The 21,495-nt window shown below is 67.0% G+C and carries 18 protein-coding genes; 4 read left to right on the plus strand and 14 right to left on the minus strand.

From position 1 onward, the window contains the following. Window positions 1-40 precede the first annotated feature (40 nt). The 5 genes from CRO39_RS01320 to CRO39_RS01340 form a co-directional block, all read right to left on the minus strand. Window positions 41-601, minus strand: coding sequence for a 1,2-dihydroxy-3-keto-5-methylthiopentene dioxygenase (locus CRO39_RS01320; protein WP_097120067.1), 561 nt, complete (start codon window positions 599-601; stop codon window positions 41-43). A 94-nt stretch (window positions 602-695) separates the two neighbouring features. Continuing rightward, on the minus strand, window positions 696-1,337 hold the full coding sequence (locus CRO39_RS01325; protein ID WP_097120068.1) for a methylthioribulose 1-phosphate dehydratase: 642 nt from the start codon (window positions 1,335-1,337) through the stop codon (window positions 696-698). A 119-nt stretch (window positions 1,338-1,456) separates the two neighbouring features. Next, a complete protein-coding gene (locus tag CRO39_RS01330) occupies window positions 1,457-2,839 on the minus strand; it encodes a sodium-dependent transporter (protein WP_097120069.1) in 1,383 nt (460 codons plus the stop codon). A gap of 47 nt (window positions 2,840-2,886) precedes the next feature. Further along, window positions 2,887-4,362 carry a Na+/H+ antiporter NhaC gene (nhaC, locus tag CRO39_RS01335; protein WP_097120070.1) on the minus strand — a complete coding sequence of 492 codons (1,476 nt, stop codon included), beginning with the start codon at window positions 4,360-4,362 and terminating at the stop codon, window positions 2,887-2,889. An 84-nt stretch (window positions 4,363-4,446) separates the two neighbouring features. Further along, window positions 4,447-5,997: an alanine/glycine:cation symporter family protein gene (locus tag CRO39_RS01340; RefSeq protein ID WP_097120071.1), complete on the minus strand. Its 1,551-nt coding sequence runs from the start codon at window positions 5,995-5,997 to the stop codon at window positions 4,447-4,449. Between the two features lie 216 nt (window positions 5,998-6,213). Here CRO39_RS01340 and CRO39_RS01345 point away from each other — a divergent pair, with 216 nt between their 5' ends. Next, window positions 6,214-6,756 (plus strand): NUDIX hydrolase, encoded by a 543-nt coding sequence (locus tag CRO39_RS01345; RefSeq protein ID WP_097120072.1) that lies wholly within the window; start codon window positions 6,214-6,216, stop codon window positions 6,754-6,756. 147 nt (window positions 6,757-6,903) lie between these two features. Here the strand turns inward: CRO39_RS01345 and serA are convergent, their stop codons facing one another. Then, window positions 6,904-8,145: a phosphoglycerate dehydrogenase gene (serA, locus tag CRO39_RS01350; RefSeq protein ID WP_097120073.1), complete on the minus strand. Its 1,242-nt coding sequence runs from the start codon at window positions 8,143-8,145 to the stop codon at window positions 6,904-6,906. Between the two features lie 213 nt (window positions 8,146-8,358). On the opposite strand from serA, the gene CRO39_RS01355 reads away from it, so the two are divergent. The 3 genes from CRO39_RS01355 to CRO39_RS01365 all read left to right on the plus strand — a co-directional run bounded on the left by CRO39_RS01355 (window position 8,359) and on the right by CRO39_RS01365 (window position 12,207). Continuing rightward, window positions 8,359-9,747 (plus strand): FAD-binding oxidoreductase, encoded by a 1,389-nt coding sequence (locus CRO39_RS01355; protein ID WP_097120074.1) that lies wholly within the window; start codon window positions 8,359-8,361, stop codon window positions 9,745-9,747. A 286-nt stretch (window positions 9,748-10,033) separates the two neighbouring features. Further along, complete coding sequence (locus CRO39_RS01360) at window positions 10,034-10,333, plus strand: DUF2388 domain-containing protein (RefSeq protein WP_097120075.1); 300 nt, start codon at window positions 10,034-10,036, stop codon at window positions 10,331-10,333. Further along, on the plus strand, window positions 10,330-12,207 hold the full coding sequence (locus tag CRO39_RS01365) for a DUF7844 domain-containing protein (RefSeq protein WP_425479639.1): 1,878 nt from the start codon (window positions 10,330-10,332) through the stop codon (window positions 12,205-12,207). Before CRO39_RS01360 ends, CRO39_RS01365 begins: the two co-directional genes overlap by 4 nt. A 178-nt stretch (window positions 12,208-12,385) precedes the next feature. Here CRO39_RS01365 and yeiP read toward each other — a convergent pair whose 3' ends face one another. The 8 genes from yeiP to CRO39_RS01405 form a co-directional block, all read right to left on the minus strand. Continuing rightward, a complete protein-coding gene (gene yeiP, locus CRO39_RS01370; RefSeq protein WP_097120076.1) occupies window positions 12,386-12,952 on the minus strand; it encodes an elongation factor P-like protein YeiP in 567 nt (188 codons plus the stop codon). Between the two features lie 209 nt (window positions 12,953-13,161). Next, a complete protein-coding gene (locus CRO39_RS01375) occupies window positions 13,162-13,932 on the minus strand; it encodes an SDR family NAD(P)-dependent oxidoreductase (RefSeq protein WP_097120077.1) in 771 nt (256 codons plus the stop codon). A gap of 200 nt (window positions 13,933-14,132) precedes the next feature. Beyond that, entirely contained in the window at window positions 14,133-16,730 is a 2,598-nt protein-coding gene (locus CRO39_RS01380) for a sensor domain-containing protein (protein ID WP_097120078.1), read from the minus strand. Further along, the gene (locus CRO39_RS01385) at window positions 16,727-17,620 is read right to left on the minus strand and encodes a hydroxymethylglutaryl-CoA lyase (protein ID WP_097120079.1); all 894 of its coding nucleotides are present in this window, start codon (window positions 17,618-17,620) and stop codon (window positions 16,727-16,729) included. The genes CRO39_RS01380 and CRO39_RS01385 overlap by 4 nt, the downstream gene beginning before the upstream one ends. Beyond that, a complete protein-coding gene (locus tag CRO39_RS01390; RefSeq protein ID WP_097120080.1) occupies window positions 17,617-18,249 on the minus strand; it encodes a hypothetical protein in 633 nt (210 codons plus the stop codon). The genes CRO39_RS01385 and CRO39_RS01390 overlap by 4 nt, the downstream gene beginning before the upstream one ends. Next, window positions 18,246-20,237 (minus strand): acetyl/propionyl/methylcrotonyl-CoA carboxylase subunit alpha, encoded by a 1,992-nt coding sequence (locus tag CRO39_RS01395; RefSeq protein ID WP_097120081.1) that lies wholly within the window; start codon window positions 20,235-20,237, stop codon window positions 18,246-18,248. The genes CRO39_RS01390 and CRO39_RS01395 overlap by 4 nt, the downstream gene beginning before the upstream one ends. After that, a complete protein-coding gene (locus tag CRO39_RS01400; protein WP_097120082.1) occupies window positions 20,237-20,638 on the minus strand; it encodes a VOC family protein in 402 nt (133 codons plus the stop codon). The genes CRO39_RS01395 and CRO39_RS01400 overlap by 1 nt, the downstream gene beginning before the upstream one ends. Window positions 20,639-20,642: 4 nt before the next feature. Continuing rightward, window positions 20,643-21,431, minus strand: a complete 789-nt coding sequence (locus CRO39_RS01405; protein WP_097120083.1) for an enoyl-CoA hydratase-related protein — start codon at window positions 21,429-21,431, stop codon at window positions 20,643-20,645. Window positions 21,432-21,495 lie beyond the last annotated feature (64 nt).

Here is a 21,495-nt window from a genome sequence, read left to right on the forward strand (position 1 = left end):
AGGGGTAAGAGCCAGAGGGCGGAACTGTCGGTACTGCTGTTTACCGCTCCTGGCTTGGTCCGTCGTAGCGCGGGAACTGCTGGGCGATATCGGTGCCGGTGAAATGGCCGACCCAGCCGTCGGGTTCGGTGAAAAAGCGGATTGCCACGAAGCTCGGTTCCGGCCCCATGTCGAACCAGTGCTTCGTGCTGTCCGGCACGGCAATCAGATCGTCCTGCATGCACTCGACCTCATAGACCTTGCCGCCGACGTGCAGGGTAAACAGGCCGGAACCGGCGACGAAGAAACGCACTTCGTCTTCCTTGTGGTAATGCTCGTCGAGGAACTTGGCCCGCATCGCCTCGCGCTGCGGGTTGTCCGGCGCGATGCTGACCACGTCGACGGTCTTGAATCCGCGCTCGGCGACCAGCCGGTCGATGTCGGCGCGGTAGGCGGTCATCACGTCCTCCGGCGAAGCGCCCGGCGCTATCGGCTGGCTGGCTTTCCAGCGTTCGAAGGTGACCCCGATCTTCTGCAGCTCGGTGGCGATGAAATCGGGATCGTAGCTGGCGAACTCCGGCTTGCTCGGGTCGCTCTCGGAAAAGATGCGAAGGCGGCTCATGACGGTATGGCTTGGATGAACAGGGTGGACAAGCGTAGCAAACGCCAGAGCAACCGCTTGTTACGGATGCGTGGGCCGGCGTTACCTGCGGTTATCAGCGCCGGCAGCCCAGCTTGCGCAGCTCCAGCTCGCAGTGGAACAGGAACTCGAACGCCTCCAGATGGCGCCGCGCCTCGGCCATGTCGCGGCCCCAGGCATACAGGCCATGGCCGTCGATCAGATAGCCCCACAGGCTTTGCCGGTCGAGCAGGGCATCGACCTGGGCAGCCAGGGTCGGCATGTCCTGGGTATTGGCGAACACCGGAACTGCGATTTCGGCCTCGTGGGTGTGGTTGCCATGGAAGGCCTTCAGCAGTTCGTAGCCTTCCAGGCGGATATGCCCGGCGCCGGCGAACAGCCGCGAGGCGACGGTCTGCACCGGCGAATGGGTATGCAGCACGCAGCCGATTTCCGGGAAGCGCCGGTACAGCTGCGTGTGCAGCAGGGTCTCGGCGGAGGGGCGATGCGCGGTCGCCACGCCCTGGCCGTCGAAATCCACCACCATGATGTCGTCCTCGACCAGCCGGCCCTTGTCGCGGCCGGAGACGGTGATGGCGGCATGGCGGTCGTCCAGCCGGTGCGAGAAATTGCTGCTGGTGGCCGGGGTCCAGCCCAGTTGCGAGAGCTCGCGAATGTTGGCGATCAGCAACCGGGCCAATTCCTGCAGGCGGTCGACGTTGTAGGGCAATGCGCTCATGCGGCCGATCTTATCAGGCGCGTGCTTTCAGGCACGCTCTATCCGGCGGCTGCCCTCGGACAGGTGTCGTCAGGCCCCTGGCCGCGCAGCCGGGGGCCGGCTGCGGAATGCGGTGGAACTCAGATAACGGCGCGCACCAGCACCACCAACACCAGCAGCGGCGCGACGACCCGCAGCATCCAGCGCAGCGCGATGAACAGGGGCTCCGGCATTTCCGAAAGCTGCCCGCGCAGGATCTTGCGGTCCAGCGCCCAGCCGGCGAACAGCGCGATCAGCAGGCCGCCCAGCGGCAGCATCAGGTCGTTGGCCAGGAATTCGACCAGGTCCATGATGTTCTTGCCGCCGATCACGTTCACGTCGGCAGGAACCCGCACATCGTTCCACAGGTTGAGCGACAGCACCGACAACAGGCCGACCACCCAGGACAGCCCGGCCAGCAGCAGCGCCGCCAGCTTGCGGCGCTTTAGACCGAATTTTTCGGTCAGGAATGCGGTCGCCGGCTCCAGCAGCGAAATCGACGAGGTCCAGGCGGCGATCGCCAGCAGGCCGAAGAACGCCAGGCCGTACACCGTGCCGAAGGCCATCGACTCGAATGCCAGTGGCAGCGAGTTGAAGATCAGGCCCGGGCCGCCGCCGGCCGGGTCCAGGCCGAACGCCAGCACGATCGGGAAGATCGCCAGACCGGCCAGCAGCGCAACTGAAGTGTCGGTCAACGCGACGGCAATGGTTACGCGCGGAATGGAAATGCCTTCGCGCGGCAGATAGGCGCCGTAGGTCATCATCGTGGCCATGCCCAGGCTCAGGGTGAAGAACGCCTGGCCCATCGCACTGAGGAACACCCCGCCGCTGATGCGGGAGAAGTCCGGCTTGAACAGGAACGCCGCCGCCTCGCCCATGCGGCCGGTGGTGAAACCGTAGCCGACCAGCAGCAGCAATAGCACGAACAGCGCCGGCATCAGGAAGCGCACCGCGCGCTCCAGGCCCTTCTCCACGCCCAGCGCCACCACGCCGGTGGTCAGCAGCATGAACACCGCATGCCAAAAGGTCAGTTCCAGCGGATTCCCCAACAACGATCTGAACGCCAGGCCGGGATCGCCCAGCGGCGCGCCGCCGAACAGCTCCTTGATGTACAGCCAGGTGTAATGCAGGGTCCAGCCGCCGACCACGCTGTAGAAGCTCAGGATCAGCACGCCGGCGACGATGCCCAGCCAGCCGATGCTGACCCAGCCGCGGCTGGCCCCGTGCTCGCGGGCCATCTTGCGCAGCGTGTTGATCGGGCTCATGCGGCCTTCGCGGCCGATCAGCACCTCGGCGATCAGGATCGGCAGCCCGACCACGGCGATGCAGGCCAGGTAGACCAGCACGAAGGCGCCGCCGCCGTTGTCCGAGGTCAGGTAGGGGAAACGCCAGATGTTGCCCAGGCCCACCGCCGAGCCGGCGGCGGCCAGGACGAACATCAGGCGCGAGGACCACATGCCGTGGATTGAGGTCGTCTTTTCCATAATCGAGTCAGATCATCTCTAGAAGGCGGTAAAGGGCGGCGCAACCGTCATTCGCGATGGACGATGACAGGTTCCGGGGTCACCCGCAGGATCTTGAAGCCGGCGTAGGCCAGCGTCACCGCGACCAGCGGGCTGACCAGGTTGAAGAAGACGTACGGCAGATAGTCCAACGTGGCCACGCCCAGGGTGGCGGCCATATAGGCGCCGCAGGTATTCCACGGGATCAACGGCGAGGTCATCGTGCCGGCATCTTCCAGCGCGCGCGACAGGTTGACCGGCGCCAGCCCGCGCCGCTCGTACTCGGGCCGGTACAAGCGGCCGGTCAGCACGATCGACATGTACTGATCGGCGGCGACCACATTGGCGCCGATCGCCGTGCCCAGGGTGGCGGCGATCAGCGAGCCGGTCGATCGGGCGGCCTTCAGCACGCTGCGGATCATCCGTTCCAGCAGGCCGGTGGACTCCATCACCGCGCCGAAGCCCATTGCGCAGACCACCAGCCAGACGGTGTTGAGCATGCTGCTCATGCCGCCGCGGCTGAGCAGTTCATCGACCGCCGCATTGCCGGTTTCGACCTTGAAGCCGTCGAACATCGCTGTCCATGCGCCGGACAGCAGCGCCATCGGACGCGACAGGCCATCGTTCCCGGCCAGACGGAGCACCGCCTCGGGCTGGAACACCACCGCGAACAGCGCTCCCAGCAGCGCGCCGATCAGGATGGTGGGGTAGGCCGGAAACCGGCGCACCGCCAGCGCGAACACCACGATCAGCGGAATCAGCAGGTGCCAGCCCATGTTGAACTGCGCCGCCAGCGTGGTCGGCAGATCGCCCAGGGCGGCATCGCCATCGGTGCGGCCGCCGCTGCCCAGGCCAATGGCGGTGAACAGCAGCAGCGCGATGGTGATGCTGGGGACCGTGGTCCAGGTCATATGGCGGATGTGCGCGAACAGCTCGCTGCCGGCCGCGGCCGGGGCGATGTTGGTGGTGTCCGACAGCGGCGACATCTTGTCGCCGAAATAGGCGCCGGAAATCACCGCGCCGGCGGTGATCGGCAGCGACATGTCCAGACCTTGCGCCACCCCGATCAGCGCCACGCCCAGGGTGCCGGCGACGGTCCAGGAACTGCCGATGGCCAGCGCCACGATGGCGCAGATCAGGCAGGCGGCCGGATAGAAGAACGACGGGTGCAGCAGCTTCAGTCCGTAGACGATCAGCGTCGGCACGGTGCCGCTGAGCATCCAGGTGCCGATCAGCGCGCCCACCGCCAGCAGGATGAAAATCGGCACCACCGCCAGCGAAATGCCGTGGACCAGACTTTCCTGGATCTGCCGCCAGGACATGCCGTTGCGGATGCCGATCAGCGCGGCAACGCCGCCGGCCAGCAGCAGCGCGATCTGGTTGGCACCGTAGGAGGCGTTGTCGGCGTACAGGTAGACCGCCAGCGCCAGCAGCACCATCAGGAACAGCAGCGGGGTAAGCGCTTGCAACAGGCTTGGTTCGCGCCGCGGGGTTTCCAGCTTCATACAGGTTCCTTGGGTGGCCACCAGCCACCGGTGCGGCGGCGGTAGCCGGCGGTTGTATCACGCCGGCCGGTGCCGGCAGACGGTTCAGGTGGTTGCGGGCTGTCGACGGTAGTTGCGTACTTCGCCGCTGCGCAGCCGGGCCAGGTATCCGTTCAGTTCGCGCCTGATCACCGGCGCCAGCAGGTAGACGCCAATCAGGTTGGGCACCGACATCACCAGGATCATCGCGTCGGAGAAGTCCATCACCACGCCCAGGTTGCTGGACGCGCCGATCACCACGAACAGGCAGAACAGCAGCTTGTAGCCCAGGCTGACCGTGCGCGATTCGCCCAGCAGATAGCAGGCGGCCTTCTCGCCATAGTAGGACCAGGCCAGCATGGTCGAAAACGCGAACAGGAACACCGACACCGCCAGCAGGTACGGGAACCAGCTCAGCACCGAGGCATAGGCCATCGAGGTCAGCCGCACGCCGTCGCCGACGCCTTCGACCTGGTACATGCCGGTGATCACGATGACCAGCGCGGTCAGCGTGCAGATCACCACCGTATCGATGAACGGTTCCCACAGCGCCACCAGGCCTTCGGAGGCCGGTTCGCGGGTGCGCGCGGCGGAATGGGCGATGGCGGCCGAACCGACCCCGGCCTCGTTGGAGAAGGCCGCGCGGCGGAAGCCCTGGATCAGCACGCCGATGAAACCGCCATAGCCGGCTTCCGGGGTGAACGCGCCGGCGACGATGGCGCGCAGGGCCGGCAGCACATTACCGATGTCGGCAATGATGATGTAGGCGCTGCAAAGGAAGTACAGCACCGCCATCAGCGGCACCAGCTTGCCGGTGACGCGGGCGATGGAGCGGATGCCGCCGATGATCACCACCGCCACCAGCCCCGCCATCAGCAGGCCGAACATCCAGCCCTTGCCAGCCAGCCAGCTGCTCTCGCCACCGGAGATGTTGAGCATCTGCTGGAAGGTCTGGTTGGCCTGGAACATGTTGCCGGCGCCCAGCGAACCGCCGATGCAGCAGATCGCAAACAGCACCGCCAGCGCCGCGCCCAGCGGCTTCAGCTTCGGCCGGTGCTCGGCGATGCCGCGGCTCAGGTAGTACATCGGGCCGCCGGAGATGCTGCCGTCGGCGTTGACCCGCCGGTATTTCACCCCCAGCGTGCATTCGGCGAACTTGGAACTCATGCCCAGCAGGCCGGCGACGACCATCCAGAACGTCGCGCCAGGACCGCCGATGCTGATGGCGATGGCGACGCCGGCGATATTGCCCAGCCCGACCGTGCCCGACAGCGCGGTGGCCAGCGCCTGGAACTGGCTGACCTCGCCGGTATCGCCCGGGCGCGCGAAGTCGCCGCGGATCAGCCGGAAGCCCTGGGCGAAGCCGCGCAGGTTGATGAAACGGAAGTAGAACGTGCAGAACAGCGCCGCCACGATCAGCCACAGCACCACGAACGGCAGGCTGGCGCCGAAACCGATCGGAACCGGGTGGAACACCAGCCAGGCCACCGCGTCGGCGACCGGCTTGAAGGCGTTGTTGATGGCATCGTCCAGACCGATGCCGTTGGTTGGAGCGGCCTGGGCCAGCGACGGCATCAGGGCGAAGAATGCCGTCAGCGCGGGAACAAGGCGGCTCATGCCGGGTCCAGGTGGGGGGCGCAAGCGCGGGGATGCCCGTCCGGGCGGCGGACGGATCGGGTACGGCGGTCGCTGGAAATCAATGGGCCCCCTGGCTGAACGATGGCGCTGGGTATAGCCGCCGTACCTTGCCAAAGCAGGACCAGGATCACAAGCGCGACCGCAGCATTGAAGGTGATAATCGGCGCTGGTCGGGAGCGGGGCTACAGGCGGACGATGGCGGAGAAATACGATGCGCTGGCGCAGCAGTTGGCCGATTATCGGCGGCGTTGGCCACAGGAAGATGCGGTCGTTGCCCAATTCATGATGTTGCTGCAGGACCGGGAAAATCCGTTCAGCCGCGACCGCCTGGCCGGTCATTTCACCGGCGGCGCCTGGCTGGTCAGCGCCGACGGCCAGCGCATCCTGATGACCCATCACCGCAAGCTGGGACGCTGGCTGCAACTGGGCGGGCACGCCGACGGCGACACCGATATGGCCCGGGTCGCACTGAAAGAGGCCGAAGAGGAATCCGGCCTGCCGGGCCTGAGCGTGGATGGCCAGGCCATCTTCGACCTGGACCGGCACTGGATTCCCGAGCGCCAAGGCGTCCCCGGGCACTGGCACTACGACGTCCGTTATGTGGTGCGCGCCGGTGCCGACGAAACCTTCGCCGTCAGCGAGGAGTCGCTGGACCTGGCCTGGCGCCCGATCGCGCCGATGGCCGCCGACGCCGACGAATCGATGGCGCGCATGGCGCGCAAGTGGCTGGCGCGGTGAACAGTGAACAGTGAAGCCGCGTCTGCGGCGCTGAGAAGGGAAAGTCGCAAGGAGGGCAATGGGCCCACCCTGCGGCGAAGAGGAGATCCATCGCTTTTCCCTCGCCCTTTGCAGGCCGCATAGCGGCCGGCTTCGCTCTTTACCGCATCAATACAGCACCCGCGTCCTCAGCGTGCCCGGAATGGCGGCCAGCGCTTCGCGCAGTTCGCTGGTCTGTTCTTCCGACGCGGTCACGTCGATGACCACGTAGCCGACCTTGGCGTCGGTACGCAGGAACTGGCCATCGATGTTGACGCCGCGGTCGCGGAAGATGTCGTTGACCTGCGACAGCACGCCAGGCACGTTGCGGTGGATATGCAGGATGCGGCGGCTGCCGTCGTGGCCGGGCAGGGTGACTTCGGGGAAGTTGACCGCCGACAGCGTGCTGCCGTTGTCGCTGTAGCGCACCAGCTTGGCCGCCACTTCCACGCCGATGTTGTCCTGCGCTTCCAGCGTGCTGCCGCCCACGTGCGGGGTCAGGATCACATTGTCGATGCCGCGCAGCGGCGAAACGAAGGCATCGTCGTTGCCCTTGGGCTCGACCGGAAACACATCCACTGCCGCGCCACCCAGATGGCCGGATTGCAGCGCCGCGGCCAACGCGTCGATATCGACCACGGTGCCGCGCGAGGCGTTGATCAGGTGCGCGCCGGCCTTCATCCGCGCAATCTGCGCCGCGCCGAACATGCCCTGCGTCGATGCGGTCTCCGGCACATGCAGCGTGACCACGTCGCTGCGTTCCAGCAGGTCGTCCAGGCTGGCGGCAGCGCGCGCATTGCCCAGCGACAGCTTGGTTTCGATGTCGTGGAAGATCACCTGCATGCCGATGGCCTCGGCCAGCACGCCGACCTGGGTACCGATGTGGCCGTAGCCGATGATGCCCAGCGTCTTGCCGCGCGCCTCGTGGCTGCCGGCGGCCGACTTGGACCAGCCGCCGCGGTGGCATTCGGCGTTCTTCTGCGGGATGCCGCGCATCAGCATGACCGCCTGCGCGATGACCAGTTCGGCGACGCTGCGGGTATTGGAATAGGGTGCGTTGAAGACCGGGATGCCGGCCAGTTCGGCCGCATCCAGGTCGACCTGGTTGGTACCGATGCAGAAACAGCCGATGGCGATCAGCCGGCGCGCCTGCGCCAGGACCTCGGCGTTGAGCTGGCTGCGCGAGCGGATGCCGATGATATGGGCCTCGGCGATGCGCGCCTTCAGCTCGTCCTCCGGCAGCGATTTGGCATGCAGTTCGATCTGGGTGTAGCCGGTGGCCTTGAAGGTATCCACGGCGGTCTGGCTGACCCCTTCCAGCAGCAGCACGCGGATGTCCTGCTTGGGGTACGAGGTTTTCTTGTTCGACATTGACTGGGCAGCGTCTGGGTAAGGCGAAAGCGGGCCGACACTATGCCAGATGACGGGCCGCTTTGCTGCGCTGCGTCAGCTGCCGGCCGCGGCGATTCGGTTACCGATGAAACCGTTGCCCGGCAACGGTTTCGACCGGAAGCGCGGGCCGTCCTCTGGACGCTTTGGCGCATCGCTGGCACCCTGACCACCCCCTACCGATACCGATGCGTCATGAGCGATCCGCGCCTGCAGGCCCTGCAGCAAGCTGTCCCCGATCTGCGCCTGAAAACCGAGCCAGCGGATCTGGAGCACTACGGCCGCGACTGGACCCGGCGCTGGACGCCGGCGCCGCTGGCGATCGCCTTGCCCGCTTCGGTCGAGGAAGTGCAGGCCGTGGTGCGCTGGGCCAACCAGCATCGCGTCGCCATCGTGCCGTCCGGCGGCCGCACCGGCCTGTCCGGCGGCGCCGTAGCCGCCGACGGCGAGCTGGTGCTGAGCCTGGAGCGCATGAACAAGGTGCTGGACTTCAATGCGGTCGACCGCACCCTGACCGTGCAGCCGGGCATCGCGCTGGAAGCCGTACACAATGCCGCGCGCGATCACGGCCTGGTTTACCCGGTCGATTTCGCCGCCCGCGGCTCCTGTTCCATCGGCGGCAGCATCGCCACCAATGCCGGCGGCATCCGCGTGATCCGCTACGGCAATACCCGCGAATGGGTGGCCGGGCTGAAGCTGGTCACCGGCAGCGGCGAGTTGCTGACCCTCAACCGCGGCCTGATCAAGAACTCCAGCGGTTACGACCTGCGCCACCTGGTCATCGGTTCGGAAGGTACGCTGGGCGTGGTGGTCGAAGCGACATTGCGGCTGACCGATCCGCCGCCGCCGTCGAACGTGATGCTGCTGGCGCTGCCGTCGTTCGATGTGCTGATGAAAGTGTTCGCCGCGTTCCGCGAGCGCCTGCAACTGGAAGCGTTCGAGTTCTTCACCGACCGCGCGCTGCACCATGTGCTGGCGCATGGCGCGCAGAAACCGTTCGAGGAAACCCACCCGTATTACGTGGTCACCGAGTTTGCCGCTGGCGACGAGATCCAGGAAGCGGCGGCGATGGCCGCCTTCGAAGCCTGCATGGAAAACGGCTGGGTCAGCGACGGGGTGATCAGCCAGAGCGATGCGCAGGCGGCGCAGCTGTGGCGGTTGCGCGAAGGCATCACCGAAAGCCTGGCCCGCTACAAGCCCTACAAGAACGACGTGTCGGTGCGGATTTCGGCGATGCCGGCGTTCCTGGAGGAAACCCAGGCGCTGCTGGGCCAGGCGTACCCGCAATTCGACGTGGTCTGGTTCGGCCATATCGGCGATGGCAACTTGCACATCAACGTGCTGCAGCCCGAAGGCACCGGCGATGCCGAATTCGTCGAACAGTGCGGGCACGTCACCGAACTGCTGGGGCAGACGCTGAAGCGCCACGGCGGCAGCATCTCGGCCGAACACGGCATCGGCCTGGTCAAGAAGCCCTACCTGGACAGCACCCGCAGCGATGAGGAAGTGGCGATCATGCGCGGCATCAAGCGGGTGCTGGACCCGAACGGCCTGATGAATCCGGGCAAGCTGTTCGACAGCTGAAGCGGCAGCGGCGTCCGCGAGCCAAGGACGTTTTGGAAACGGCTCGCTCGGTAGATGGCGAGGTGCAGAAATTGCGGCAACGCGGGCCGGGGCCCGCCCTACGCGTGCGAGTTTTATCCGTGTTTATCTGTGCCGAGAAGCGCTTCGGGAGCGCGCCAGGTTCGCGGTGCCCACGCAGGGATGTTGTCGCGCAAAACGTGGCCCGGGTTCAGCCGCCGAAGCGGGTTTGCGGGTAGTCTTGTGGCCCCGCGCCAGCGATGGCGCCATGACGGATCCGTGACCCTCCATGCTTCGACTGATTCTGGCCAGCCTGCTGCTGGCATCCGCTCTTCCTGCCCTGGCCGGCAGCTTCGCCGGGACTTCCGCTGGCGCCTCCTCGGCCGGCTCATCGGCCTCATCCGGCAGCACCTCCGGCGACGACAAGGTGGTGTTGCAGGCGCGCGATGACGCTGCCAGCTTTGTCGCCAGCGAAGGCCGCATCCGCGGCGCCCAGTTGGAAGCCGCACTGCGGCAGTTGCGCGAGCGCGATCCGGCCGCGCGCGAAGCCAGCGACATGCAGCTGGCGCAGGCCATCCTGGCGCTGTGACCCGGTACCGCCGGTCGCCGCCCTGGCGGCGGCTGGCGTGCTGTCTGTTGTTGTTCGCAGGCCATGCGCAGGCCGCATTGCAGCTTGAAGCGGATGCCGGTGCGTTGACGGCAGCGCAGGCTGCCGCGACCCGGCACCTGCTCGACGAAGCGCTGCAGCGCTTGCCGCCGGCCTGGAACAACGGGCTGGACCGGCGTATCACGGTGCAATGGCGCGACGACCTGCCGCCGCAGGTGCATGGACGCGCCATCGGCAGCCTGCTGTTGCTGGATCGCGGACTGCTGGACGGCTGGATGGCGCGGCCTGCCGCCGGCGGTCTTGAACATCCGGACGCGCGCGCGGCGCTGGCGGCGGTGATCCATGAACTTGCCCACATCTACGATCGCTCGCCGCAAGGCCGACTGTCGCGCGATCCGCGCCTGCTGGATCTGGCCGGCTGGCAGGTTGCGCCTTTGCGGCTGGGCATGCGCACTTCAAGCAATTCCTTCAGCGACCGTAGTCCGGACCGGTACGAACTGACCAAGCCGGCCGAATTCGTTGCCGTGAACCTGGAGCATTTCCTGCTGGATCCGGATTACGGCTGCCGACGGCCGGCGTTGTTCCGCCACTTCTCCGGCCATTTCGGCTGGGCGCCGCCGACGGGCGCATGCGCGCCCGGGCTGGTGTTTCTGCAAGCAGGTACGGGCGTGGAACAGGAAACGCCGCTGCTGCAGTTGGATGCAGAGCGGGTCTATGCGGTGGACTATCTGCTGGCCGAGGGCAACGAACAGCCAATGAGCCGCTGGGGCCACAGCATGCTGCGGCTGGTGATCTGCGCGCCGGGCCGGCCGCGCGGACCGGATTGCCGGCTGGACCTGCAATATCATCGGGTGCTGTCGTTCCGTGCCTTCGTCGATGACGTGCAGATTTCCAGTTGGCGCGGACTGTCTGGTTCGTATCCGTCGCGCCTGTTCCTGTTGCCGCTGCAACAGGTCATCGACGAATACACCAAGATCGAGCTGCGCGGCCTGCAGTCGATTCCGCTGCGGCTGGACGACGCCGAGGTGGCGGGGTTGCTGGAACGCGCCGCGCAGCTGCACTGGAGCTACGACGGCCGCTATTACTTTCTCAGCAACAACTGCGCGGTGGAGACGTTCAAGCTGCTGCATGACGGCGTGCCGCGTCTGGCCGGCGAGCCGCTGTCCAGCATCACTCCGACCGCGCTGCTGAGAAAGCTGCGAATGCGCGGCATCGCCGACGGCACGGTGCTGGACGACGAGGCCGAAGCCCTGCGCCTTGGCTATCGTTTCGCGCCGCTGAGCGCGCATTTCCAGGCGATGTTCGATATCGCCCGCACCGCGCTGGACCTGCCGCAGCGACGGGTACAGGACTGGTTCGCGCTATCGCCCGATGCGCGCGCCTCCTGGCTGCGGCGTGCCGAGCACGGACCAAGCCCGGAACTGGCGCTGCGCGCCAGCGCAGCGTTGCTGCTGCTGGAACAAGCGGCGCTGCGGCAACAGGAGCTGCTGGCGCGCGATGAACTCAAGCGCCGCTATCTCGGCAAGCGCGGGCGGGCGGATTCGGGAGCAGCCGAGATCGCAGCGGCGCTGCGGGAATTCCTGCAGACCGAGGGCTATTTCAGCCGTCCGGCGACGTTGCTGCCGGAACCGGGCTATGGGCTGCCGCAGGCGGAGGAGCGGCAGATCCTGCGGCAGGCGGGCAGCCGCCATGCGGCGCGACTGCAGGAGCAGGGGGCGGCGTTGCGCGCCGGCGCGCGCCAATGGCTGGGCCCGGCGCAGCGCGCGGTATTGGAAGGCACCGAAAAGAACATCGCCGAACTGGGCGAACGGCTGCGCCGCCTGCATGGGCAGCTAGGCGGAATGCAGCTGCAATGACGGCATCGCGCCGAACAGGAAGGCCAGGACAGCGCCGCCGGCTGGGAGCGCCCGTAGGACGATTGCAGGAGCGGCGCAGGCCGCGAGCTCTTCGCGAATACCGCTATTGGCAGCGCATGCAAGAGCTCGCACCGGGGACGGCGCTCCTACCGCCCCGGGCGGCGCCCTTCCCGGTTGGTCAATCCGCGCGGCCGCCGAATTCGCCGGTGGTAGTGTTGACCAGGATGCGTTCGCCGTTGCTGATGTACTCGGGCACCATGATTTCCAGCCCGGTATTGAGCTTGGCCGGTTTCGGCCGCTTGGTGGCGGTGCCGCCCTTCAGTTCCGGCGGGGTTTCCACCACTTCCAGGGTCACATGCTGCGGCAACTGCACCGCCACCGGCAGATCGTCGATGATCTGCACGTAGCTGCCGGTCAGGCCGTCGGTGATGTAGCCGGCGTCGTCGCCGACCACGTCGGCGTCCAGCGTGTATGGCGTGTAGTCCTCGTCATCGAGGAACACGAAGGCGTCGCCGTCCTTGTACGAGAACGTCGCCTGCCGGCGCGACAACTCGACTTCCTTCAGATCGTCGTCGGCGCCGACGCTGAGATCGTACTTGACCCCGCCAGGCACGCTGTACATCGTGAAGCGGAATTTGACGTTGCCGCCGCGGCCCTGCGGCGAGCTGCGCTCGATGTCGCGGATCTGGTAGACCGTTCCGTTGTGGTCGATGACGTTGCCTTTCTTGATTTCGCTGGCTTTCATGGTTGAGGGTTAGGAGTGAGTGGAGAGGAGTGAGGAGGAGCGAGAAACGAGGAACGAGAAACGAGAAATGAGGAGTGAGAAATGAGGAGTGAGAAATGAGGAGTGAGAAATGAGGAGTGAGGAGTGGGGAGTGGGGAGTGAGGAGTGGGGAGTGAGGAGGCTCCGCCTTTACTCGTTTCTCACTCCTCCTTCACTCGTTTCTCGCTTCTTTACTTCGGCGCCAGCCGCACGGCGCCGTCCAGGCGGATGGTTTCGCCGTTGAGATAGCGGCTTTGCAGGATGAAGGCGACGGTGTCGGCGAATTCCTCCGGCCTGCCCAGCCGCGAGGGGAACGGAATCGATGCGCTCAGCGACTGTTGCACCGCTTCGGGCATGCCGTCGACCATCGGGGTCCAGAAGATGCCCGGCGCGATGGTCATCACCCGGATGCCGAAGCGCGAAAGCTCGCGCGCCATCGGCAGGGTCATGCCGACCACGCCGCCCTTGGACGCCGAGTAGGCGGCCTGGCCGATCTGGCCTTCGAACGCGGCCACGCTGGCGGTGTTGACGATGACGCCGCGCTCGCCATCCTCGCCCGGCGCGTTGTGCTGCATCAGGTCGGCGGCGGCCTTGGCGACATTGAAGCTGCCGACCAGGTTGACCATCACCGTGCCCTGGAACGTGGAAAGCGGCATCGGAGCATCCTTGCCCAGCACGCGGCCGGCGCCAAGAATGCCGGCGCAGTTGACGGCCGCGTTCAATCCGCCCAGGAATTCCCTGGCTGCGGCCAGGTTGGCGGCCACGCCGGCCTCGTCGGTGACATCGGTGCGGAAGTAGCGGGCGTTGGCCGCGCCGAGTTCGGCCGTCGCCGCCGCGCCCTTGTCGTCGTTGACATCGAACAGCGCGACCTTGCCGCCATGGGCGACCAGGTGCCGGGCCACGGCCAGGCCCAGGCCGGAAACGCCGCCGGTAATCGCGGCGCGGGTATCGGAAAGCTGCATGAGGAAACCGCCGGTTCGTAAAAACCGGCATTTTACGCGATGTGGACGGCGATCCGGCCATTCCCTGGGTTGCGGGTTTGTGGGTTTGTGGGAGCGACGTAAGTCGCGACGCGGCTTTCCCGGCAATGCGTCGTCGCGACTTACGTCGCTCCCACAATCCCCAGTCCCCAATCCCCCAATCCCTCGCACGGACGGGCGCATCAGGCAATGGACGCGCGTTCCAGCGGCGTGTCCAGCCGCCGCGCGAATTCGTCCGGCGACAGTCCGGGGGCGAACAGGAAGCCTTGCCCCACCGGTACGCCCAACTGCAGCAGGAACTGCCGCTGCGCCTCCGATTCCACGCCCTCGGCAACCAGCCCCAGCCCCAGGCTGCGGGCGATGGCCGACACCGCCTGGCACACCGCCACGTCCGAGCGGTTGTTGGGCACGCCTTCGGTGAACAGCTGGCTCAGCTTCAGGCCGTGGATCGGCAGCCGCCGCAAGTAGTTCAGCGCACTGTAGCCTTCGCCGAAATCGTCGATGGTCAGCACCACGCCCATCGCGCGCAGATCGGCGAAGGTGCGCAACGTGGCCGGCGCGTCCTCGATCAGCACGCGTTCGGTGAATTCCAGCTCCAGCGCCGAACCGGGCAGGTCGAATTCGATCAGCAGCGAGCGCACCTTCTCGGCCAGGTCCTCGCCGACGAACTGGCGGTACGACACGTTGACCGCGACACGGACGATGCCCAGGCCCTGGTCGCGCCATTCGGCGACCTGCCGGCAGGCTTCGCGCAGCACCCAGCTGCCGATGCGGACGATGTCGCCGGTGGTTTCGGCGTGGCTGATGAACAGATCCGGGCGCAGTTCGCCCAACTGGTGGTTCTGCCAGCGGATCAGCGCTTCGGCCGCGACTACGCGACCATGGCGCAGGTCGACCTGCGGCTGGTAGACCAGCCGGAATTCCTCGTTGTCCACCGCGCGCCGCAGCTGGGTTTCTATCTGCATGCGGTCCTGCTGGCGCCGCGCCAGTTCGGGGGTGAACATCTGCCAGCCGTTGCGCGCGCGGTGCTTGCTGTCGTACATGGCGATGTCGGCGTTCTGGATCAGCTGCTGCGGGCGCTGCCCGTCGATCGGCGCGCGCGCGATGCCGATGCTGGCGGTGATGGCGAATTCGTCCTTGCCGAAGCGGAACGAGTCGGCGAAGGCGTGCAGCACCGCGTTGGCCAGCGCTTCGGGACGATCGCGGTCATCGCCGGCGTCGCAGATGACCAGGAACTCGTCGCCACCGAAGCGGGCGATCATGCCGTCGGTGCCGACCGCGCCACGGATGCGATCCGATGCCTGCACCAGCAACTCGTCGCCGGCGTTGTGGCCCAGCACATCGTTGATCATCTTGAAGCGGTCCAGATCGATGTACAGCACCGCCGCGCGCGCCTGCTCCGGGTCCTCCAGCAGCGCGCCCAGTTCGGTCAGCACCGCATCGCGGTTCATCAGCCCGGTCAGCGGATCGGTGCGCGCCTGGATGCGCAGCATTTCCTCGGCCTGCTTGTCCAGCGAGATGTCCTGCATCGTGCCGGTGATGCGCAGCGAGCCAGGGTCGGCCGGTTCGGCCTCGCCGATGACGCGGATCCAGAAGACGTGGCCATCGGCGCGGCAACCCTGCAGTTCCAGATCGAAACCGCCGCTGCCGGCGGCGACCTGCTGGACCGCCATGCGCAGTCTGCGGCGGTCGGCCTCGCGCAGGCACGACAGCATCGCGTCCAGCGTTTCCAGCGGCCGCGCCGCGCCAAGGATGCGCAGCGACTCCTCGGTCAGGTACATGCGGTCGCGGCTGATGTCCCATTCCCAGCCGCCGATATGGGCCAGCGATTGCGCGCGGTCGAACAGCGCGCTGTCGCGCTTGAGTTCGGTCACGTCGCTGAAAAGCGAAATCACCTGGGTCGGTACGCTTTCGCCGGGCGCGAACTGCGGCACCGAGGTCATGGTCAGCCAGATCAGATGCTTGTTCCTGCGGTGGTACAGCCCCAGCAGCACGCTTTCGATCACATGTCCGCTTGCCAGCGCGCGGTGCGAGGGCAGTTCTTCCGGGGTCAGCTCGTTTCCGTCCTCGTCGACGATGCGCCAGCGTTCCAGCGCCAGTTCCTCGTCGGCGCGCTGGTTCTCGCCGATGCCGAACATGCGCAGCGCTGCGCCGTTGCAGTAGACGATTTTCTGATCGCGGTTCTGCACCACGATGCCCTTGTCGATGGTCTCCATCAGTTCGCGGTAGCGCATTTCCGCCTCGCGCCGGCCGCTGATGTCGCGCGCCACCGCCACCAGGCTCTTGCGCTCGTCGAAGTGGATGTTGGCCGAATGCACCTCCACCGGGAAACGGCTGCCGTCGCCGCGCATGTTGGTGACTTCGATGACGTAGGTGTCGCCGCGGTTGAGGGCTTCCCAGACCGGGATCATGTGGTCGCGCGGCAGATCCGGATTGAGCACGCTGATGTTCTGGCCGACGATCTCCTCGCGCCGGCGCCGGTAGGCATCCATGCCGGCCTTGTTGAGGTCCAGCACGGTGCCGTCCTCGGCAATGATGCTGACCGGGTCGGGCACCGCATCGAACAGCGTGCGGTAGCGCAGCCGCGCGGTCTCGGCCGCGTGCAGGGTAGCGGCCAGCGCATCCCCGGCCTGGCGCAACAGTTCGCGGGTCGCTTCGCTCTGCGAAGGATCGTCGCCGGCCTGCCGCAGCGCCTGCAGGACCGACTCGGCATCGGTTTCGTCGGCGCCCGCGGCACCCGGCTCGGGAACCTCCTCACCGCGGGGCCTGGACGGATTCATGCCGACGCCATCGCCTTGCCGACCTTGCTGCCGGTTTCCCGCCCCAGCAACTGCGCCAGCCACTGGCCGGTCTGGCTGAGCAGGGGCAAATCTATTCCGGTAGCCATGCCCAGTCCGTGCAGCAGGTAGACCACGTCCTCGCTGGCGACGTTGCCGCTGGCGCCCTTGGCATAGGGGCAGCCGCCGGTACCGGAAACGGCCGAGTCGACCACCCGCACGCCGCTTTCCAGGCAGGCCAGAATGTTGGCCAGCGCCTGCCCGTAGGTATCGTGGAAATGCACCGCCAGGGCCGGCAGCGGGACTTCGCCGGCGACCGCCTGCAGCATGGCACGGGCCTGGTGGGGAGTGCCGACGCCGATGGTGTCGCCCAGCGAGATCTCGTAGCAGCCCAGCTCGTGCAACTGCCGGGCAACCCGGACCACATCGGCCAGCGGCACCTGGCCCTGGTAGGGACAGCCGAGCACGGTGGAGACATAACCGCGCACCTTGACCCCGTCGGTGCGGGCGCGTTCCAGCACCGGGCGGAAGCGTTGGATCGACTCGTCGATGTCGGCATTGATGTTGTGCCGGTTGAACGCTTCGGACGCGGCGGTGAATACCGCCACTTCTTCGGCCCCGGCCGCGCGCGCGCGTTCGTAGCCTTTTTCGTTGGGCACCAGCACCGGGTAGCCGACCCCCGGCTTGCGCTGGATGCCGGCGAACACTTCCGCCGCGTCGGCCAGTTGCGGGACCCACTTGGGGCTGACGAAACTGGTCGCCTCGATGCTGCGCAGGCCGGTCTGCGACAGCCGGTCGATCAGCGCGATCTTGTCGGCGGTGGCGATGATGGTCTTTTCGTTCTGCAGGCCATCGCGCGGGCCGACCTCGACGATGCGGACGAAGTCGCTCATGGCGCGTCCGCGTCTGCGGCCGGTGCGCGGCGCATGCGCAGCACCTTGGCCGCACGGTCGAAATCGTCGAACAGATCCGGATGCTGCCGCAGCAGCGCCAGCAACTGGTCCGGCGTGCCCTCGAACATCCTGACCGTCGGTTGCGCCGGGTCGGCCGCCACGGTCAGGTCCGCCATTTCGCCCAGCACCTGGACCAGGTTGGGCAGGGCCACTTCCAGCACATCGTCCTGGATGCGGTAGCGGGTCAGGAACACCGCCTCCGGCGCCAGGTCGGCGCTATGCGGGGGTTCGGGCATGGCGCGGAACAGGCTGTCCAGATCCTGCCGGCCGAAGGCCAGGTAGCGATGCCCGCCATCGCGGAAGCCCAGCGCGTTGAACCGGGGCGACTGCCCGCTGGCCGCATCGGAGAGCAGCGCGCGGCAGCCGGGCTGCACGTCGGCGTAGTCGTCAGGCCCCAGCGGCGTGTCCTGCTGGCCTTCTGCGGGCAGCGGCAGCCAACGCCCGACCAGATCCGGATCGCAGCTCAGCGCCATCGGAGCCCGCTCAAACATCACGCAACCTCCCAGCATCGTCGTCAGTACCAGCGAAAACGCCACCTGCGCCGCGGCGCGCCACGCTCCAGCCGTCATTCCAGCACCGCCAGCACCGCATCGGCGTCGACAAAATCGCCGGCAACGGCGCGCAGTTCGCTGACGACGCCATCGCGGGGAGCCTTGAGCGCCAGTTCCATCTTCATCGCTTCCATCACCAGCAGTTCCTGTCCGCTGCTCACCGCATCGCCGGCCCGGGTCTTGACCGCCACCACACGCCCGGGCATCGGCGCAACGATGCGGCCGCTGCCGGCCGATTCGGCCGATTCGCCGGGCCGATAGGCGGCAACGATGTCCAGTTGCAGTCGCTGCGTTCCATCGTGAACGGTCAGTCGCGGCCCGCGACGGATGACACCGAATCGCCTGGCTTCCCTGTTGATACGCAGACTGAGCCCGCCAGCGGTCAAGCGCGCGCCTTCGATGAGCAGTTCGGCGCCGCCGGTTTCCAGGCGGTAGTCGCCGCGGTTGCCGTGGGCATCGAGCAGGATTTCGCGGTCCCGGTGCAGGAAGGCCAGCCGGCGGACCCCGCCGTGACCCAGCCGCCAGCCGTCGGCGATGGCCCAGGGCGAATGCGGGTCCGCCGAGGCCGCGGCGGCGGCCAGCGCGGCGGTTTCCTGGTCCAGCAGGGCGACGGTGGCGGCCGCGGCCAGCAATGCCGGATCCTGCGCGTCGGCCGGCATGAACTCGTCCAGATGACGGTCCAGGTAGCCGGTATCGATGCTGGCGTCCAGCACGGCCGGATGCGATGCCAGTCGCTCCAGGAATCCGATGTTGGACTTGGGTCCGACGATGTCGCATTGCGCCAGCGCTTCGCGCAGGCGGGCGAGGGCGCGTGGGCGGTCCTGGTCCCAGACGATCAGTTTGGCGATCATCGGGTCGTAGAAGATGGTGACGGCATCGCCCTCGACCACGCCCGAGTCGATGCGCAGATGCTGCGAAGCTGCCGGCAACGCCAGCGCTTCCAGCTTGCCGGAGCCGGGCAGGAAGCCGGCTTCCGGGTCTTCGGCGTACAGCCGCACCTCGATGGCGTGGCCATGGCGTGGGACCTGCGCCTGCGTCAGCGGCAGCGCTTCACCGGCGGCAACGCGCAATTGCCATTCCACCAGGTCCAGCCCGGTGGTCAGCTCGGTGACCGGGTGCTCGACCTGCAGCCGGGTATTGATTTCCATGAAGAAGAAATCGCCGCTGGGGGCAACGATGAATTCGACCGTACCGGCGTTGACGTAGTCGATGGCCTGCGCGGCCTGCGCTGCGGCCTTGCCCATCGCGGCGCGCAGTTCCTCGCTGAGGAAGGGCGATGGCGATTCTTCCAGCACCTTCTGGTAGCGGCGCTGCGCCGAGCATTCGCGCTCGTTGAGGTGGATGATGTTGCCGTGCGCGTCGCCGAAGATCTGGATTTCGATATGCCGTGGCGACTGCACATAGCGCTCCAGCAGGACGCGGTCGCGGCCGAAGGCGTTGCCGGCCTCGCGCTGGCAGCTTTCCAGCTGGCCGATGAAATCCTCCAGCCGGTGCACGGTGCGCATGCCCTTGCCGCCGCCGCCATGGGCGGCCTTGATCATCAACGGGAAGCCGATCCGATCGGCTTCGCGCAACAGCGTTTGCGGCGATTGATCCTGGCCGGTATAGCCGGGTACGACCGGCACGCCGGCCGCCATCATCAGTTCCTTGGCGCCGGCCTTGCTGCCCATCTTGCGCATCGACGCCGCGGTCGGGCCTATGAAGACGATGCCGGCCGCTTCCACGGCTTCGGCAAAATCGGCGTTCTCCGAGAGAAAGCCGTAGCCGGGGTGGATGGCCTGCGCGCCGGCGGCTTTGGCCACTTCGATGATGGCTTCGCCGCGCAGGTAGCTTTCGGCCGGTTGCGGCCCGCCGATGGGCCAGGCTTCGTCGGCCTGGCGCACATGCTGGGCGCCGGCGTCGGCGGACGAATAGACGGCCACGGTGCGGATGCCCAGCCGGCGGCAGGTGCGGATGACCCGGCAGGCGATTTCGCCGCGGTTGGCGATCAGGATTTTCGAGAACATCAGGCAGTAACTTCCATGGGCAAGTGGCAGACGGCCTCGATATTGTTTCCGTCCGGATCGATGGCGAATGCGCCGTAGTAGTTCGGGTGGTAGTGCGGACGCAGCCCAGGTGCGCCGTTGTCCTGTGCGCCCGCCGCCATCGCCGCGGCATGGAAGGCATCCACTTGCGCGCGAGTTTGCGCCGCAAAGGCCACGTGCGTGCCTTGGCTGGACCTGCCGCTGCCACTGCCCACCCAGAAGTGCGGACGGCCCGGCGGGCTGAACCCGCAGCCTTCGTAGCTGCCGGTCATTTCCCGGGTCACTTCCATCACCACCGTGTAGCCCAACGGTGCCAGTACCTGCGTATAGAACGAGCGGCTACGGGAGTAATCCGCGACCTCCAAGCCCATATGATCGATCATCGGTTCACTCCTTCGCAGCCCAGGCAGGCGGACGCTTGTCGAGAAAGGCGGACAGCCCTTCCTGGCCTTCTGCGGATACCCGCAACTGCGCGATCAATGCGGCATTGGCTTGATCCAGCGCAGCACGGTCGGCCGCAGCGGCCACCTGTGCGACCAGCCGCTTTGCGGAGGCCGCGGCCACCGGGCCGGCTTTCAGCAGCAGGGCAATCTGGCGATCGACAGCGCCGTCCAGTTGCTCCATCGGCACCACCTGATGCAGCAGCCCAATCTGGAGCGCCGTCTGCGCATCGAAAATCTCCGCACTGGCAAACCAACGCCGCGCCTGGCGTGCGCCGATGGCGGCGATCACATACGGAGAAATCACCGCCGGCAACAGACCCAGCTTGCTTTCGGTCAGGCCGAACTTCGCCTCAGGTACGCCGATGGCGATATCGCAGCAGGCCACCAGGCCGACCCCGCCGCCGAACGCCGCGCCGTGTACGCGGACGAGGGTGGGCTTGGGCAGTTCGTCCAGCGTGCGCATCAGGCCGGCCAGGGCCAGCGCGTCCTCTCGGTTTTCCGCCTCGCTGGCCGCGGCCATGCCGCGCATCCAGTTCAGATCGGCGCCGGCCGAGAACGAAGCGCCAGCGCCTTCCAGCACCACCACCCGTACCGAGGCATCGTCCGCGGCCTCCCGTAGCGCCGCCGTCAGGCCGGCGATAAGAGCGGCATCGAAGGCATTGTGCAGTTCCGGCCTGTTCAGCCGCAGACGCAGGACCGCGCCCGATTGTTCCCTGACCAGCGAATCCGTCATCCCAAGGCCCCTCCCGTTGAACCGCGCATGATAGCGGCACACTCGGTACTGGCCTGTGTGCGGT

This window comes from Pseudoxanthomonas wuyuanensis (assembly GCF_900215535.1).
GTDB lineage: Bacteria > Pseudomonadota > Gammaproteobacteria > Xanthomonadales > Xanthomonadaceae > Pseudoxanthomonas_A > Pseudoxanthomonas_A wuyuanensis.